At 71.7% G+C, this 17310-nt stretch carries 15 protein-coding genes; 6 read left to right on the top strand and 9 right to left on the bottom strand.

Going from position 1 to position 17310, the window contains the following annotated elements; translation table 11 throughout:
* Positions 1-3: 3 nt before the first annotated feature.
* The 3 genes from phoH2 to DEJ11_RS04080 form a co-directional block, all read right to left on the bottom strand.
* A complete protein-coding gene (phoH2, locus tag DEJ11_RS04090; protein ID WP_181433317.1) occupies positions 4-1365 on the bottom strand; it encodes an RNA 5'-3' helicase PhoH2 in 1362 nt (453 codons plus the stop codon).
* A 520-nt stretch (positions 1366-1885) separates the two neighbouring features.
* The gene (locus DEJ11_RS04085) at positions 1886-2995 is read right to left on the bottom strand and encodes an aminotransferase class V-fold PLP-dependent enzyme (RefSeq protein ID WP_071406125.1); all 1110 of its coding nucleotides are present in this window, start codon (positions 2993-2995) and stop codon (positions 1886-1888) included.
* Between the two features lie 85 nt (positions 2996-3080).
* Complete coding sequence (locus tag DEJ11_RS04080; protein WP_027464506.1) at positions 3081-3866, bottom strand: isoprenyl transferase; 786 nt, start codon at positions 3864-3866, stop codon at positions 3081-3083.
* Positions 3867-3962: 96 nt separating this feature from the next.
* Here DEJ11_RS04080 and trhA point away from each other — a divergent pair, with 96 nt between their 5' ends.
* Positions 3963-4688, top strand: coding sequence for a PAQR family membrane homeostasis protein TrhA (gene trhA / locus DEJ11_RS04075; RefSeq protein ID WP_258375338.1), 726 nt, complete (start codon positions 3963-3965; stop codon positions 4686-4688).
* Positions 4689-4890: 202 nt separating this feature from the next.
* Here trhA and DEJ11_RS04070 read toward each other — a convergent pair whose 3' ends face one another.
* Positions 4891-5181, bottom strand: a complete 291-nt coding sequence (locus tag DEJ11_RS04070; protein ID WP_111103196.1) for a hypothetical protein — start codon at positions 5179-5181, stop codon at positions 4891-4893.
* Positions 5178-6068 carry a mycothiol conjugate amidase Mca gene (gene mca / locus DEJ11_RS04065; protein ID WP_027464504.1) on the bottom strand — a complete coding sequence of 297 codons (891 nt, stop codon included), beginning with the start codon at positions 6066-6068 and terminating at the stop codon, positions 5178-5180. The genes DEJ11_RS04070 and mca overlap by 4 nt, the downstream gene beginning before the upstream one ends.
* A gap of 19 nt (positions 6069-6087) precedes the next feature.
* Between mca and DEJ11_RS04060 the strand changes: the two genes are divergently transcribed.
* Complete coding sequence (locus DEJ11_RS04060) at positions 6088-6579, top strand: DUF4307 domain-containing protein (RefSeq protein WP_051596498.1); 492 nt, start codon at positions 6088-6090, stop codon at positions 6577-6579.
* Positions 6580-6650: 71 nt separating this feature from the next.
* Positions 6651-7139 carry a transcription elongation factor GreA gene (greA, locus tag DEJ11_RS04055; protein ID WP_017886739.1) on the top strand — a complete coding sequence of 163 codons (489 nt, stop codon included), beginning with the start codon at positions 6651-6653 and terminating at the stop codon, positions 7137-7139.
* A 132-nt stretch (positions 7140-7271) separates the two neighbouring features.
* On the opposite strand, the gene ilvA is transcribed toward greA, so the two are convergent.
* Both ilvA and DEJ11_RS04045 read right to left on the bottom strand, forming a co-directional pair.
* Entirely contained in the window at positions 7272-8531 is a 1260-nt protein-coding gene (ilvA, locus tag DEJ11_RS04050; RefSeq protein WP_071406124.1) for a threonine ammonia-lyase, read from the bottom strand.
* 48 nt (positions 8532-8579) lie between these two features.
* Positions 8580-9839 carry an AI-2E family transporter gene (locus DEJ11_RS04045; RefSeq protein WP_258375339.1) on the bottom strand — a complete coding sequence of 420 codons (1260 nt, stop codon included), beginning with the start codon at positions 9837-9839 and terminating at the stop codon, positions 8580-8582.
* A gap of 93 nt (positions 9840-9932) precedes the next feature.
* Here DEJ11_RS04045 and DEJ11_RS04040 point away from each other — a divergent pair, with 93 nt between their 5' ends.
* Entirely contained in the window at positions 9933-11216 is a 1284-nt protein-coding gene (locus tag DEJ11_RS04040; RefSeq protein ID WP_111103198.1) for a winged helix-turn-helix domain-containing protein, read from the top strand.
* A 4-nt stretch (positions 11217-11220) separates the two neighbouring features.
* Here DEJ11_RS04040 and DEJ11_RS04035 read toward each other — a convergent pair whose 3' ends face one another.
* Complete coding sequence (locus tag DEJ11_RS04035; protein ID WP_111103199.1) at positions 11221-12123, bottom strand: M48 family metalloprotease; 903 nt, start codon at positions 12121-12123, stop codon at positions 11221-11223.
* A 19-nt stretch (positions 12124-12142) separates the two neighbouring features.
* Positions 12143-12724: a LemA family protein gene (locus tag DEJ11_RS04030; protein ID WP_111103200.1), complete on the bottom strand. Its 582-nt coding sequence runs from the start codon at positions 12722-12724 to the stop codon at positions 12143-12145.
* A 218-nt stretch (positions 12725-12942) separates the two neighbouring features.
* Between DEJ11_RS04030 and DEJ11_RS04025 the strand changes: the two genes are divergently transcribed.
* Both DEJ11_RS04025 and DEJ11_RS04020 read left to right on the top strand, forming a co-directional pair.
* Entirely contained in the window at positions 12943-15342 is a 2400-nt protein-coding gene (locus tag DEJ11_RS04025; RefSeq protein ID WP_284176682.1) for an Ig-like domain-containing protein, read from the top strand.
* Positions 15343-15577: 235 nt separating this feature from the next.
* The gene (locus DEJ11_RS04020) at positions 15578-17269 is read left to right on the top strand and encodes a class I adenylate-forming enzyme family protein (protein ID WP_111104266.1); all 1692 of its coding nucleotides are present in this window, start codon (positions 15578-15580) and stop codon (positions 17267-17269) included.
* Positions 17270-17310 lie beyond the last annotated feature (41 nt).

Below are 17310 nucleotides of genomic sequence, written 5' to 3'. Positions count from 1 at the left end.
GCGCTACACCAGATCCGGCGAGTCCAGCAGGTCGGTGACCAGGGCCGCGATCGCGGAGCGCTCGGACCGCGTCAGCGTGACGTGCGCGAAGAGCGGGTGCCCCTTGAGCCGCTCGATGACCGACGCGATCCCGTCGTGCCGGCCGACCCGCAGGTTGTCGCGCTGCGCGACGTCGTGGGTGAGCACGACCCGCGAGTTCTGGCCGATGCGCGAGAGCATCGTGAGCAGTACGTTCCGTTCGAGCGACTGCGCCTCGTCGACGATCACGAAGGCGTCGTGCAGGGAGCGGCCGCGGATGTGGGTCAGGGGCAGCACCTCGATCAGGCCGCGCTCGATCACCTCGTCGAGGACGTTGTCCGACACCACCGAACCGAGGGTGTCGTAGACGGCCTGCGCCCACGGGTTCATCTTCTCGCCGGCGTCGCCGGGCAGGAAGCCGAGGTCCTGCCCGCCCACGGCGTACAGCGGCCGGAACACCATGATCTTCTTGTGCTGCTGCCGTTCGAGCACCGCCTCGAGTCCGGCGCACAGGGCGAGCGCCGACTTGCCGGTGCCGGCGCTGCCGCCGAGCGAGACGATGCCGATCTCGGAGTCGAGCAGGGCGTCGATCGCGAGCCGCTGCTCGGCCGAGCGCCCGCGGAGGCCGAAGACCTCGCGGTCGCCGCGCACCAGGGCGACGGCTCCGGCGACGTGCACGCGGCCGAGGGCCGATCCGCGTTCGGAGTGGATGACGACGCCGGTGTTCACCGGGACGCCGTCGAGCTTCGAGGACCGGATCTCCTCTTTCTCGTACAGGTCGGACATCTGCTCGCCGGACACCTGCAGGTCGGCGATGCCGGTGTAGCCCGAGTCGACCGCGAGTTCGGCGCGGTACTCCTCCGCCGCCATGCCGATCGACGACGCCTTGACCCGGAGCGGCAGGTCCTTCGACACGACCACGACGTCGAGTCCGTCGTTCTTGAGGTTCGACGCGACGGCGAGGATGCGGGAGTCGTTGTCGCCGAGCTGCAGACCCGACGGCAGGACGGACTGGTTGGAGTGGTTCAGTTCGACGCGGAACGAGCCGCCGTCGCCGATCGCGATCGGGAAGTCGAGCCGCTCGTGCTCGATGCGCAGTTCGTCGAGCAGCCGGAGGGCCTGCCGGGCGAAGTACCCGATCTCCGGGTCGTTGCGCTTCGCCTCGAGTTCGCTGACGACCACCACGGGCAGGACCACGGCGTGCTCGGCGAAGCGGAACAAGGCCCGCGGATCGCTGAGGAGCACCGACGTGTCGAGCACGTACGTGCGCTGGGCGACCGATGTGGACGAGTCCGCGGTGTGCTGCTGCTGTGCTCCGCGAGAGACGTTCTGAGAGGTCACGACCACTCCATCCCCGGGCCGCGACGGGCCCGGTCCTGTCCTCGAACGCGGCCACGGAGCGGGTCCCGAAGCACCGACTGTGGCCGCTTCGATCGGGCGCGGTGCCCGATGGGGACAACGTACGTCCGGCCCCCGACACCCCGACAGCGACACGCGGTTTCCGGAGTTACGGTCGCGTGAACAACGCGAGCGCGGCTCGCGACGCCGCGCGCGGCGGTGGCGTCGAGTGGTCACGAACCGTCGGGTGCGACGGCGCCGGCCGACAGGTGGTGACCACTCGGCGGACGTGAGCGGGGTGCCGTGACCGCTCGCGGACTCCGGACGGGAGGCCCGTGGCGGCCTGGCACCGCGCCTCCAGGCCGTCCGGTGGTCGCGACTCGTCGCGCGCGCAGCGCCGACTGGTCACGATCCGTCGGCTGCGACGGCGCCAGCCGACAGGTGGTGACCACTCGGCGGACGTGAGCGGGGTGTCCTGACCGCTCGCGGGCTGCGGACGGGAGGCAGCAAGCGCAGCACCCCGCCGCTTCTACTGCATCGTGGCGTACGAGACGCAGGCGTCGCGGAACATGTCCAGGGTCTCGTCGGTGGTCGACGGGAACACGGACACGCGCGCGACGCCGAGCCGCGTGGTCGCGGTGACGCCGTGGTTGTGCATCGCGGCGGACAGGGCCGTCACGCGACCCTGCGTCGGCCGGAGCACCACGATGCCGGCGCGCTCGGCCGGGTCACGGCTGGACTCGACCTCGAGCCCGAACTCGTCGGCGATCGCGAACACGCGCTCGACGCGGTCGGTGACCCGCTCCTGCACGGCGGCGACGCCGACGGCGGTGAGACGCTCGAGCGACACCGCGAGCCGGGCCTGCGCGACCGGGTCGATGCGGGACATCTGGAAGCCGGCAGCCCCCGGACGCACCGCCGGGACCTCGGTGGGCCATCCGGACGTGCCGTGCGGGCCGGACAGTGCCGGACGGATCCGGTTCAGGGCGCGGTCGCTGAACGCCACGAAGCCGGTGCCCCACCCGGCGTGCAACCACTTCTGCCCGCCGGTGGCGACGACGTCCGCGACCTCGTACGGGGCGTCGACGACGCCGAAGCCCTGGATCGCGTCGACGATGAGCAGGCGGTCGCCGATGACCTCGCGGATGGCGGCGAGGTCGGTCAGGTAGCCGGTGCGCCAGTCGACCAGGGACACCGCGACGGCGGTCACCTCGTCGGACAGGCGCTCACGGATCAGCTCGGGGGTCACCCAGCCGGCACCCGACTCGATGACGACGGGCTGTACCCGTCCGCCGGTGGCCGAGGCCGCGCTGGCGAGTGCGAGCGGCAGCGACGGGTACTCGTCGGCGGACACGAGCACACCGCCGGTCAGGCCGAAGGCGGTGTGCAGCAGGCCCGGGGTCGTCGCGGCCTGCGAGACGACCTGGTCCTCGCGGCGGCCGACCAGGCGGGCGGCGACGGTGCGGACGCGGGCGTCCTGCTCGTCGAGGGTCTCCATGGCGCCGAAGCGCATGTGTGCCTGGATGGTGCCGAGCACACGCTGCTCCTCGAGCACGGCGGTCTGCACGGGGCCGAACGCAGCGTGGTCGAGGTAACCGGGGTCTTCGGAGAAGCCGGCGGCGTACTCGTCGATGTTCACAGGTGGTGCACCTTTCACAGGGTTGAACCCTGAGAGCCTACTGGGACGCGGCTCCGCCGACGAACCCGGTGCGGGAGGTGGCTGGTCAGCCGCCGAACCGACGCGACCGGAGTCCGAAGTCACGGACCGCCCGGAGGAAGTCGACCTCGCGCAGGTCCGGGTAGAAGGCCTCGACGAAGTAGAACTCGCTGTGCGCGCTCTGCCACAGCATGAAGTCGGACAGCCGCTGCTCGCCCGAGGTCCGGATCACCAGGTCGGGGTCTGGCTGGCCCTGCGTGTACAGGTGGTCGCCGATGAGCTCCGGCGTCAGGACCTCGGCCAGGGTGTCGATGGTGCCGCCACCCGCGCCGTGCGCCTGCACGATGCTGCGCATGGCGTCCGCGATCTCACGCCGCCCGCCGTAGCCGACGGCCAGGTTGACGTGGAGGCCGGTGCGGCCGGCGGTGCGCTGCTCGGCCTGCTCGAGCGCGGTCACCAGGTTCTCCGGCAGCCCCTCGTTCGACCCGACGTGCTGCACGCGCCAGTCACGGTTGTCGGCCAGGACCCCGGCGAGGTCGGCGATGATGCCGACGAGTTCCTCGAGCTCCTCGCCGCCACGACCCGTCAGGTTGTCGGCCGACAGCAGGTACAGCGTCACGACCTCGATGCCGAGGTCGTCGCACCACGTCAGGAACTCCGGGATCTTCGCGGCGCCGGCGCGGTGGCCGTGTGCGGCGGACTCGAGCCCGAGCTGCTTCGCCCAGCGGCGGTTGCCGTCCACGATCATGGCGACGTGCTTTGGCTTCGCTGCACCCTCGAGCTGGCGGCGGATCCGGCGCTGGTAGGCGCGGTAGAGGATCCCTCGCCCTGTCCATCCCGCCGTCCCGGTCACGCACCGAGCGTAGTGCACCACCGACACCGAGTCCCTGAGGCTCCCGCTCTGCGGACACGTGGCTGTCGTTCGGGGTCAGGCCCTATGGTCGGGACCATGCAGGACGAGCACGAGACCGGAACACTCCCCCACGTCCCGTTCACGGAAGAGGCGTCGGCGACCGCGACCACGACCACGACCGCCGCCGAACCCCGTCCGGCCTGGCGCGGCTGGATCCACCTCGGCGCGTTCCCGTTCGCGATCGCGATGGGGATCGTCCTGATCACCCTCGCCGACAGCACCGCGGCGAAGGTCGGCAGCGCGGTGTTCATGGCGACGTCGCTCGCGATGTTCGGCGTCTCGGCGACCTACCACCGGTTCCCGTGGGGGCCGAAGGTGAAGGCCGTGCTGAAGCGCATCGACCACACCAACATCCTGCTGCTCATCGCCGGCACCTACACGCCCGTCGCGATCTGCGCCCTGCCGCACACGCTCATGGTCGTCGTGCTCTGGGTGATGTGGTCGGGCGCCGCGCTCGGAATCGCGTTCCGGGTGCTCTGGATCAACGCGCCCCGCTGGCTGTACGTCCCGATCTACCTGGTGCTCGGGTGTGCTGCCCTCGGGCTCCTGCCGCAGTTCTTCGGGGCGAGCGTCCCGATGACCGTGCTCATCCTGTCCGGCGGCGTCGCCTACATCATCGGCGCCCTGGTCTACGGCTTCAAGCGGCCGAACCCGGTGCCGACGCAGTTCGGGTTCCACGAGGTGTTCCACGCCCTGACCGTGGTGGCCTTCGGTGCGCAGTGGGTCGGCGTGCTCATCGTCGCGCTGGACCCGGTGCGCTGACCGTCGCACGTTCCTTCCCAGAACGGGTGCGATGCCGGGTGGTTCCGGGCGTACTCACCCGGAAGTTCCGACCAGGTACGCCCGGTTCGACCAGGTACGCCCGGTTCCGGTAGGCGCGCACAAGGCGGACTGGAGGCCCGTGGCGATACCGCCAGGGGCCTCCAGTCCGCCTTGTAGTCGCGTCAGCCGCCCTGCAGTCGCGTCAGCCGCGCTCGGTGTCGTCGCCGACGTCGGCCCGGCCGTCCTCGGCCGCCCGCCGCTCCGGCTCGTCCGTCGCGGTGCCGTTCGCCTCGGCCTCGAGCCGCTCACGCACCTCGGCACGGTAGCGGGTCCGACGGATGCGTCGGGTCATGTCCACCACGAGCAGGATCGTCACGATCGCGACGAGTGCGATCGCGATGAACCCGACGACACCCGGGGTGACGTCGACGTCGGGGACGACCGAGGGGCTGGGACTGGGGGTGGCGGCGAGTGCCGCCGCGATGGTGCTCACGAGGTCGGTTCCTTGTCGGCTGGGATCCCGGCGAACAGGTCGGTCTCCGGGAGTTCGGTCGGCACGCGTGCCTCCACGAGCTGGTAGTCCTCGGTCGGCCACACCGTCGCGAGGAGGTCGTTCGGCCAGTAGAAGAAGGCACTGTCCGGTGCGACCTGGCTGGCGTGCGCGCGGAGCGCGGCGTCACGCTGGTCGAAGTACTCGTGCACGTCGACGTGGGTGGTGGCGAGGTCGGGCCGGTCGGCGAACCGCTCGACCCACTCGCGCAGCTGCTCGATCGCGGGGCTGTCCGGGTCGCGCTCCTGCAGGGCTTCGAAGATCGTGCTGAAGCGGCGCGGGTTCATCGTGCGCTCGTAGTAGAGCTTCGCGATCGACCACGGGGCACCGGCGGACGGGTACGCGGACGGGTCGGCGGCGGCGGACCACGCGGCCATCGACACCTCGTGCGTGCGGATGTGGTCGGGGTGCGGGTAGCCGCCGTTCTCGTCGTAGGTGACGAGCACGTGCGGGCGGAACCGGCGGATCACGCGGACGAGGGCCTCGGTGCTGTACTCGAGCGGCACCGTGGAGAACGTGCCCGGCCGGACCGTCTCGCCCTTCTCGGCGTCGGGCAGCCCCGAGTCGTGGTAGCCGAGCCACACGTGGTCGATGCCGAGCGCCTGCTGCGCCGCGGCCATCTCGGTGCGGCGGTACCCGGCCATGTCACGGTGCGCACGGCTCGTCGCCGGCTCGCCGAGCTGGTCGTTCAGGATGTCGCCGGCCTCGCCACCGGTGCAGGACACGACGAGCACCTGGTGCCCGTCGGCCACGTACTTCGCGGCGGTCGCGGCACCCTTGCTCGACTCGTCGTCGGGGTGGGCGTGGACGGCCAGCAGACGGTAGGGCACGTGGGGTTCCTCACTGCGGGTGAGCGGCGTCGGACGCGGGCAGCGCACAGCATCGCGTGAACTACCCTGGGATCAGGATATCCACCCCGGGAGCCCCGAACTGTCCGAACAGACCCAGACCGCCACCCTCGACGAGCGCTACGGCCGCACCCCGGCCCGCAAGCGCCGCAGCCGCCTCTTCGCGATCGTCGCGGCCATCGCCGTCGTCGTGGTGTTCGGTGCGTGGGTGATCTGGGCCGGGCTCGACCAGTCCGACCGCGGCCTCGACCAGGACGTCATCGGGTACGAGGTGCTGTCCGAGCACAGCACCGTCGTCCACTCGCAGGTGTCCGTCGACCCGGGTGTCGAGGCGAAGTGCGCCGTGCAGGTCCTCGACAAGAGCTACTCGATCGTGGGCTGGAAGGAGATCACCGTCCCGGCGTCCGAACAGCGCAGCCGGAGCATCTCCACGCAGGTCACCACGACGACGCGGGGCGTGACCGGCTTGATCCACGACTGCTGGATTCCCTAGACTGTCCTGATTCGCCTCTCGAGACCGACCACTCGGCCGGTCTCGTTTTTTCATGGTCGAAGGGACAGAACATGAGCAACGACACGCAGGTCACCTGGCTGACCCAGGAGGCGCACGACCGTCTCAAGGCGGAGCTCGACGAGCTGAGCGGCGAGGGCCGTGCCGAGATCGCGCGCCGCATCGAGGCCGCTCGCGAAGAGGGCGACCTCAAGGAGAACGGCGGCTACCACGCCGCGAAGGACGAGCAGGGCAAGATCGAGGCCCGCATCCGCGTCCTCACCGAGCTCCTCAAGCACGCCACCGTCAGCGAAGCGGAGTTCGACGGCACCGTCGAGCCGGGCACCGTCGTCACGGCGGTCATCGCCGGCGACGAGTCCACCTTCCTGGTCGGCAGCCGCGAGATCGTCGCCGAGGGCTCGGACCTGACGGTCTACAGCCCGGTCAGCCCCGTCGGCGCGGCCATCGTCGGCCTCAAGGCCGGCGACAAGGCCACGTACACGGCGCCGAACGGCAAGGAGATCGCCGTCGAGGTCGTCAAGATCGAGCGCTACGAGCCGTAGACCCGGCCCACTGCAGACGGGAGGCCCGTGGCGACACCGCCACGGGCCTCCCGTCTGTCCGCTGGTCGCGCCCAGAGCGCGCGCCGCACTTCCGACAGTCCACGCGTCGAACGACTCGTGGATCGTCGCGGACTAGTGCTCGAGGAGTTCCGGGCGGAAGCCGACCTCGTGCAGGCGCTGGATGACCTCCTGCGCGTGCTCGGGGCCGCGCGCCTCGATCGACAGGTCCAGCGCGACCTCGTTGATGACCAGGCCCTGGCCGTGGCGGGTGTGCAGCACCTCCACCACGTTCGCGCCGGCGTCCGAGATGACCTGGGCGACGCGGGCGAGCTGACCCGGGCGGTCCGGCAGCATGATGCGGATGCCGATGTAGCGCGAGGCCGCCACGAGCCCGCGGGTGATCACGCGTTCCATCATGAGCGGGTCGATGTTGCCGCCGCTCAGCAGCACCACGGTGCGGCCGGTGTCGCGGACGGCACCGGACATGATCGCGGCGACGCCGACGGCCCCCGCTGCCTCGACCACGAGCTTGGCGCGCTCGAGCAGGACGAGCAGTGCTCGGGCGGTGTCGTCGTCCGAGACGGTGACGATGTCGTCGACCAGGTCGCGGATGATCGGGAAGTTCAGGTCGCCGGGGCGCGCCACCGCGATGCCGTCGGAGATGGTCGGCTTCGTGGTGATGGTGACGGGCTCGCCGGCGGTGATCGACGACGGGTAGGCAGCGGCGTTCTCCGCCTGCACACCGATGACCCGGATCGGCCGTCCGAGCCGCTCGGCCATGCCCTTCACGGCGAGCGCGATGCCGGAGATGACACCGCCGCCACCGATCGGCACGACGACGGTGTCGACGTCGGGCACCTGGTCGATGATCTCGAGGCCGAGCGTGCCCTGCCCGGCGATCACGGCCGGGTGGTCGAACGGCGGGATGAACACGGCGCCGGTGTGGGCGGCGAAGTCCTTCGCGGCACTCAGCGCCTCTTCGACGGAGTGGCCCCGCAGCACGACGTCGGCGCCGTAGTGGCGGGTGGCCTGCAGCTTGGGCAGGGCGACGCCGACCGGCGTGAAGATCGTCGCGGGGATACCGAGTTCGCGGGCGGCGAGTGCGACGCCCTGCGCGTGGTTGCCGGCGCTCGCGGCGACGACGCCCTTGGCGCGCTGCTCGGCGGACAGGGTCGAGAGCCGGTTGTAGGCACCGCGCACCTTGTAGGCACCGGTGCGCTGCAGGTTCTCGCACTTCAGGTGCACCGGCGACCCGAGCAGCTCGGCGAGGAACTGCGATGTCTCCATCGGGGTGACGCGTGCGACGCCCTTGATGGTCTCGCGCGCCGCCTCGATGTCCGCGAGGGTCGGGATCGCGGCGAGCGTGTGCGGGGAGGCGCTGGTGTCGGTCACTCCCCCATCATCGTCGTTCCGGGGCCCCGCGGCGAACTCGTGTGACGCTCAGTTGGTGCTGGCGGTGTCTTCTTCGGCCGAGGGACCCGAGTCGACGCCCGGCGCCGGGACGTCGTCGCCGACCTTGTGCCGACGGCGTCGGAGCAACTGGATCTGCCCGTGCTGCCCGCGCTTCGGCGTCGCTTCGAGGACGTGGTCGGAGTCGAGCCGTCGCCAGCGTCCGCTCGCGATGGTGGTGACCATGGCGTTCAGCGTCGCGATCAGCGGCACGGCGAAGAAGGCTCCGGCGATGCCCGCGAGCCCGGAGGCCGCGGTGACGCCGAGGACGACCGCCAGCGGGTGGACCTTGACCGCGTTGCCCATGACGAGGGGCTGCAGGATGTGGCCCTCGATCTGCTGGACCAGCAGCACGACCCCGAGCACCAGGACCGCGGCGAGGGGACCGTTGAAGATCAACGCGACGAACACCGCCAGGAAGCCGGTGACGATGGCACCGACGACCGGGATGAACGCACCGAGGAACACGAACGCGGCGATCGGGATCACCAGTGGCATGCCGCCGAAGAAGAGCCCGACGATGAAGGACCCGAGGCCGATGCCGACCGCGTCGACGAACGCGACGAAGATCTGCACGCGGATGAAGCTCGTCAGGGTGATCCAGCCGGCGACACCGGCGCCGTCCACCGCGGCCCGCGCCTTCTTCGGGAACAGCCGGACGGACCAACGCCAGACGTTCTTGCCGTCGATCAGCAGGAAGATCGTGGTGAACAGGATGATGAAGAGCGCCTCGAAGGCGTGCGTGGCGCCCGAACCCGCGCTGGCGACCCCGGACAGGATCGACGCGGAGTTGTCCTGCAGCCACTTCGTGCCGTCGTCGAGCCAGCCGTTCACGTCGGACTGGCTGATGCCGAACCCGGAGCTCAGGACGAAGTCCTTGATGTTCGCGTACTGGTCCACGGTCCGGTCACGCAGGGACGGGTAGGAGGCGATGATCTGGTCGACGACGAGCCAGATCAGGCCACCGAGCGCCGCGATGCCGCCGAGCAGGCTCATCACGACGGCGAGCCACTTCGGCACGTGGTGCCGCTGCAGCCAGTTGGAGATCGGCACGAGGAGCGCCGAGACCACGATGCCGACCAGGAACGGGATGAGGATCTGGCTGAAGACCGTGACGAGCCAGATGAAGACGGCGATCACGCCGACGACGACGAGCGCCCGCCACGACCACGCCCCGGCGATGCGCACGCCGACCGGGACGGATTCCTCGACCACGGGGTCGGGGTGTGTCTGCTTGCTTCCCCATGCCATGGGCCCGAGTGTAGCGATGTGCTTCGCGTCAGGTGCCGTATGCGGCATACGTTCGTGGACCCTCATGTCGGCGGGGTTCGGTAGCGTCGCGGCATGCCCAGGTCGACGCTCTCCGCCGCCGAGGCCCGCCGGGTCGCACTCGCCGCGCAGGGGTTCGGACGGGCACCCGCCGAGCCGGTCTCGACGCGCGCGCTGAACGCCGCGTTCGGCCGGCTCGGGCTGCTGCAGATCGACTCCGTCAACGTGTTCGAGCGCAGTCACTACCTGCCGCTCTTCGCCCGGCTCGGTGCGTACGACCGGTCGACGCTCGACCGGCTGACGCTCGGCCGATCCGGCCCGTACACCGAGTACTGGGCACACGAGGCGGCGTTCATCCCCCGCGACGACCTGCGACTGTTCCGGTGGCGGATGGATGCCCTGCGGGAGCGGGACGCCGGCCCGACCCGGGTCGACGGCGTCATCCGGGTCGCTGCCGTCCGGCGCGAACTGCACGCCCTGCTCCGGGCCGAGGGGCCGATGCGGGCGAGCGCGGTGGAGCACGAATCGAACGTGCGGCGCGGCCCCTGGTGGGGGTGGAGCGACGTGAAGCTCGGGCTCGAGCAGATGTTCCGCTGGGGCGAGGCGGTGAGTGCCGGACGAGCCGGGTTCGAGCGGGTGTACGCCCTGCCGGAGCAGGTGCTGCCCGCAGGCTTCCTCGAGACCGCCCCGCCGCGTGCCGACGCCGTGCTCGAACTCGTGCGCCAGGCCACACGGGCGCTCGGCATCGGCACCCGAGCGGACATCGCGGACTACTACCGGCTGCGCTCCGACGACACGGCCACCGCGATCGCCGACCTCACCGACGCCGGCGAGCTCCTGCCGGTGCGGGTGGAGGGCTGGGGCGAGCGGGGCTGGCTGCACGTTGGGGCTCGGGTCCCCCGGCAGCTTGCGGCGGACGCGGTGCTGAGCCCCTTCGATCCGGTCGTCTGGTTCCGGCGGCGGGCCGAGCGGATGTACGGCTTCCACTACCGGATCGAGATCTACACGCCGGCGCCGAAGCGGGTCTTCGGCTACTACGTGCTGCCGGTGCTGCAGGACGACCGGCTCGTCGGGCGGATCGACCTGAAGAGCGACCGGCAGCGCGGTGTGCTCCGCGTCCGGACCGCGTGGCAGGAACCGGGCGAGCACCTGGACCCCGAGCGGCTCGCCGACACACTGCGACGGACCGCGACCTGGCAGGGCCTCGGCGCGATCGAGGTGACCGACCGAGGAACCGCTGCTGCGGCCGTCGCCGGGGCGCTCGGAGTGCCCCTGGTGCCGCACGAGTCCGCTGACGACGCGGACACCCCCGAACCGATCGAGACGGCCGACGACACGGCCGCCGACGGCATCGGCTGACCCGTCAGAACCGGTCGGCGTTCGCCCGCAGCCGCGCGATGCGGTCGGGCAGCGGCGGGTGCGTCGAGAACAGTCGGTCCATCACACCGGGGCGCATCGGGTCGGCGATCCACAGGTGCGCCATCGAGGAGTTCTGCGTCTGCATCGGTCGGCCGTACGCGCCGAGCTTCTCGAGGGCCCGGGCGAGGCCCTCCGGGTACCGGGTCGTCATCGCCCCGGTGGCGTCGGCCAGGTACTCGCGCTGCCGGGACACCGCCGCCTGCACGCCGGCCGCCGCGATCGGGGCCACGATGACGGCGACGATCCCGGCGATGAGCAGCACCGGGTTGGCGCTGCCGCCGTTGTCCGAGTTGCGGTTCCGCCCGCCGGACAGGCCGCTGAAGATCGAGATGCGGAGCAGGACGTCGGCGATGAGCCCGACGGCCACGACGAGACCGAAGACCATCGTGGACACCCGGATGTCGTAGTTCCGGACGTGTCCGAGCTCGTGCGCCATCACGCCCTGCAGCTCCTGGTCGTCCATGAGCTCGAGCAGCCCCGTCGTCGCCGCCACCACCGCGTGCTCCGGGTCACGCCCGGTGGCGAAGGCGTTCGGCGAGGGGTCGGGGATGACGAACACCCGGGGCATCGGCATGCCGGTCGCGATGGCGAGGTTCTCGACGGTGCGCCACAGCCGCGGTTCCGAGACGCGTTCGATCTCGACCCCGCCGGCGATCGCGGTGGCCTGCCGTGCCGCCAGGAAGTACTGCAGCACCGCGTACCCGAGGGCCACCACGAGCACGATGAAGCCGATCGAGACGTTGCCGGCGAGGTACCCGCCGAGGAACCCGAGCGCGCCGATGATCAGCAGGAACACCAGGACGATGACCACGGTGTTGCGCTTGTTCCGCGCGATGGCGCTGTACACGTCGGATCCGACGCTGGGGTCAGAACTGGACGCGCGGCGGCTCGGCGATGGCCGCCGGCTCGTTCGTCTCGAAGAACGGGGCCTCGGAGAAACCGCGGTTCTTCGCGAACGTGGAGTTCGGGAACACCCGGATCTTCGTGTTCAGCTCGCGCACTCCGCCGTTGTAGAAGCGGCGGGCGGCCTGGATCTTGTCCTCGGTGTCGACGAGCTCGGACTGCAGCTGCAGGAAGTTCTGGCTCGACTGCAGCTGCGGGTACCCCTCGGCCACCGCGAACACGCTCTTGAGGGCCTTCTGCATGTGCCCCTCGGCGGTGGAGGCCGTGTCGGCGTCACCGGCGGACAGGGTCTCGGCGCGGGCCTTCGTCACGTCGTCGAAGACCGCCTTCTCGTGCGTGGCGTACCCCTTGACCGTGTCCACGATGGTGGGGATCAGGTCGGCGCGGCGCTTCAGCTGCACCGACATGTCGCTCCAGGCCTCGTCGACCCGGACCTTGAGCGTGACGAGGGAGTTGTACGTCACCCAGAGGTAGATCCCGATGATCACCAGGACGACCACCACCACTCCGACGACGATGAGCGTCGTGACGAGTCCGGTGTCCATGCGGGCGTACTCCTTTGCGCGTCGGGATCCGCGGTGCTGCGTTGGCCTGAACGGCCATCGTGAAGTCTATCGACGCACTGAGCATGCTCCGTTCCGTGAGCAGTGTTCACGGGCGATTCCCGAGTCACGCACACCGGGTTCCCGGACTGCGGCCCGATCCCGAACCTCATCCGCGAGGTGTATTGACCGGAGGCCGCAGATCCCGTGGGATGGGTCCGGTGAACACGAGCGGGGAGAACGTGGACGAGGGGGCTGTCGGGGGCGACAGCCCTCGTCGTCGTCCCCGCTTCGCCCTGCTCGCAGCGGCGACGACGGTCCTCGTCGCCGCCCTGCTCGGCGCCGCGGCAGCCCCGGCCATCGCGGTCGCCGCGGACGGCACGTCGGTCGACGCCGCCGCTGCGGACGCCCCGGCAGCCCCCGCCGCCCGGGCAGCCGCCACCCCCACCGCCACCCCCGAGCCGAGCGAGATCGCTCCGCCGAGCCCCGGCCGACCGGGCGCCCCGACGCCCACCCCCACGCGTCCCGCCGTTCGGCCCACCATCGCCGACCCCGGTGACGTCACGACGGGGACGACGCGCTTCCACGGCACCGGCACCCCCGGGCACACCGTCCGGGTGACCGGCCCGGCCGCGACGGGTTCGTCCGGGTGCACGACCCGGGTGGAGCCGAACGGTTCCTGGGCCTGCCTCGGCACCGTGCGCTCCGGCCCGCAGCAGGTCTTCACGGTGCGTGACCTCGTCGCCGCACTGCCCGTCGCGAGTGCACCGGCCTCGGACGTCATCGTCCCGCCGACCCTGGCGGCCGCCGGGCCCACCGGCGGCACGGTCTCCGGCACGGGGTACCCCGGATCGACGGTGCTGCTGTCGGTGTCCGGCTCCTCGGCCCAGCAGACCGCCCGGGTCGGTGCGGACGGCCGGTGGGTGGCCGCCCTCGGGTCGCTCGCCGACGGCCGGTTCACCGTCACCGCGTCGCAGACCGCCAGCACGGCGCGCGGCTACCGGTCCGACCTGCGGAGCGCCGCGTCCGCTCCCGTGACGGTCACGGTCGACCGCACGGCGCCCGCTGCCCCGCGCATCACGTCACCGGACGACGGCCAGCGGATCGGCACCCGCTCGACGACGGTGTCCGGGACCGGTGAGCCGGGCGCCCGCGTGACCGTGTACGTCGACCGTGCCCCGGTGTGCGGCGTGGTGGTCGCGTCGGACGCCTCGTGGTCGTGCTCCACCGCGGGGTCGACGCTGCGCGCCGGCGGGCACCAGCTCACCGCGACGCAGCACGACGTCGCCGGCAACTACTCCCGGTCGTCGGCCGCCGTACGGGTCACGGTGTGGTCCACCACCACGGCCCCGACCGCCACACCGACCCCGGGCGCCACGGACACCCCGGGGACGCCGGGCACGTCGACGCCGGGGTCCGGCGCGACGACGGGCGCCCCCGGCGCGATCGGCCACGGTGGCACCGGCACTGGCAAGGGCAACGGCAACGGCAACGGCGCGAACGCTGCCGGCAACGGGGGCGACGGCGGCAACGGCGGTGAAAACGGCGGCGCAGCAGGCACCGGCAACGGCCCCAGCGACGGCACCGGCAGCACCCCGGCCGGCGTCGGCAGCGCCGGAGGCCACCCCGACTGGTCCGGCCCCGCCGGCGACTGGACCGCGGCGACCACCTACGACCGCACCGTCCCGACCATCCAGGCCGCGTTCTCGTGGCGGACCGTCCTGGTCGCCACCGCCGTCGCCGCCGGGTTCCTCCTGCTGATCGCGGCGCCGCTCGCCCTCGTGGCCGCGGTCACCCGGGGTCGCCTCCGCTCGCCGTTCGCCGGGCTGCTCGGCCGCAACCGCTCGCGGTCGGACCGCGCACGCGGCGACGACGTCCTGCCGACCTGGGCGTCGATCACCATCGCGGTGTCCGTCGCGGCGGTGTGCACCCTGCTCGGGGTCGGCGTCGAGCTCGAGGCCCGGTACGCCCGTCTGGCGATCGCCGTCCTCGCCGGGACCGGGGTCCTGACCGCCGCCGTCGTGTTCGCCACGCGGTGGGCAGCCGGCAGCGACCACCGCACGATCGGGTTCCGGGTGTCGCCGTGGCTCGTGCTCGCAGCCCTCGTGGCGTGCGGCGTCACCCGCGCGGCGGACCTGTCCCCCGCACTCATCGTCGGGGTCGTCCTCGTGCCGTCCGTCCGCCCCGGACTGGGGACCGGACCGCTCCGCCTCGGTACCGGGATCGCCGCGAGCGCCCGGGGTGCGACCTGGCGGGTGCTGGCCCTCCTCGGACTCGCCGCGGCCGGCTGGGTGCTGCACAGCCTGCTCGCGGGCGGTGGCTTCTGGGTGTCACTCGGTTCGGAGTTCGCCATCACGCTGTGCGTCGGCGGCCTCGGTGCCGTGGTTGCGACCCTGCTGCCCGTCGCAGGGTCCGCCGGCAGCGCGCTGCTCGCCGCCTCCCGCGGTCGGTACGTCGCGCTCGCGGTGGTCGCCGTCGCGCTGACCACCGCGGTCTACTCGGGGACGACCGGCACGCACGCCGCACCGGCCCTGCTCGTCGGCATCGCCGCGGCCTGCGTGGCGGCCGCGATCGCGGCCCTGGTCTGGCTGCGCACCGACCGGCGCGCGGCCCGCGTCTGACCCGAGCCTCCAGAGCGGCGTACCGCACCACCCGTCGGACAGAAGACGCACTTCCGAGCCGGTTCGCGGACAGCGGGCTAGTGTGACGATCGGTGCTGGTCGCACCGCACGGAGGACGCTCGCCGTCCCGCACGGACGACCGACGCCGCACCGGACCAGCGGTGCAGCAGTGCCGCGCGACCGGTGCCCGCGCAGCACCGACGGTGTGCACCGCACGACCGCGGCAGGAGCGATGATGACCGACACCCGACCCGACCCGGAACCCCACACCGACACCCGGTCCGACTACGACGCGACGCGCTTCCGCGAGGTGTTCGAGGGCAGCTTCACCTACGCGAACGGCTTCGCCCGCAACACCCACCGCTTCGCCGGCCGACCCGCGCTGCGCGAGCCGGAGACGGACCGCTCGTGGACCTACGCCGAGCTCGGCGACACCGTCGACCGGATCGCCGGGTGGCTCGTCCGGCACGGTGGCGGACGGGGTTCCGTCGTGATGGTCGAGCTGTTCAACACCCCCGAGTTCGCGATGCTCTACCTGGCCTGCCACCGCATCGGCGCGGTGTTCTCGCCGACGAACTTCCGGCTCGCCCCCGACGAGGTCGCGTTCATCATCGAGGACTCCGCACCCGCCGTCCTGGTGCACGACACCGAGCGGACGAGTGCGATCGCCGCCGCGATCGAGTCCTCGCCGCACCGGCCGGACCACGTCGTCCCGGTCGGCGGCGACCACGACCGGTTCGCCGAGCTGCTCGCGTCCGATCCCGTCTCCTCCGAGGAACTCGCGGCGATCGGCCCGCGCAGCACCTACGACGAGTCCACCCGGCTCTACACCTCGGGCACGACCGGTCGGCCGAAGCCCGTCCCGCTGCCGAGCCTTGTCGAGGTGCTCAGCGCGCACGACGTGGTCATGCACTTCCCGCTCAGTCCGTTCGACAGGACGCTCAACATGTCACCGCTCTTCCACCGTGGCGGCCTGTACTCCGGCGGCCCGAACCCGGTGTTCTACGTCGGCGCGGAACTCACGACGCTGCGGCACTTCGACGCCGACCGGGTACTCGACCTGGTCGAGTCCGAGCGCCTGACGTTCCTGATCGGGGCTCCGCCGAACCTGGTGCAGCTCGCCGACGCGCAGGAACGCCGGGCGCGGGACCTGTCGAGCCTCAACGGCATCGTCACGATGGGCGCACCGCTCGACCGAGCCGCGGCGCTGCGGTACCAGGAGCTGCTGTCGCCCCGGATCTTCAACGGCTACGGCACCACCGAGACCTTCTGGAACACGTTCCTGCGCCCCGAGGACTTCCCGGACGGCGCCGGCTCCACCGGTCGCGCTTCCACCGACGACGACGTCGCCGTCGTCCGCGTGCACGAGGACCGTCTGGCCGACCCGACCGACACGGTGGCGAAGGACGGCACCGAGATCGGCGAGTTCGCCGTCCGCACCGTGAAGTCCGGCTACTCGTACCGGAACCCCGGGCTCGAGGCCGAGAAGTTCGCGAACGGCTGGTTCTACCCCGGCGACCTCGCCACGTGGGACGAGCACGAGCGGGTGACGATCGTGGGCCGCAAGGACGACATGGTCATCTCCGGCGGCGAGAACGTGCACCCCGTCCAGGTCGAGGCGGTGCTGCAGGAGCACCCCGGGGTCGCCGACTCCATCGTGGTGGGCGTGCCGGACCCGCGGTGGGGCGAGGTCGTCACGGCGTACGTCGTCCGTGCCGGCGACCGGCTGCCGGCCGACGACACCGAGGCAGCGGCCGTGCTCGAGGAGTGGACCGGCTCCCACCCGGGCCTCGCCCGGTACAAGCGCCCGCGGCGGTACCGCTTCGTCCCGGACGTCCCCTACAACGCCACCGGCAAGAAGGTGCACTACCTGGCGAAGGACACGGCCGCGGCGGACCAGGCAGCCGGCCGGCTGATCGAGCCGTAGCGGGCCCGGTACCCGGCCGGTGACGGCCTGGAGGCCCGTGG

The organism is Curtobacterium sp. MCLR17_058 (assembly GCF_003234705.2).
Classification (GTDB): Bacteria; Actinomycetota; Actinomycetes; order Actinomycetales; family Microbacteriaceae; genus Curtobacterium; species Curtobacterium flaccumfaciens.
The sequence above is the reverse complement of the archived record's forward strand: the minus strand, read 5'-3'. Positions and strand labels throughout refer to the sequence as shown.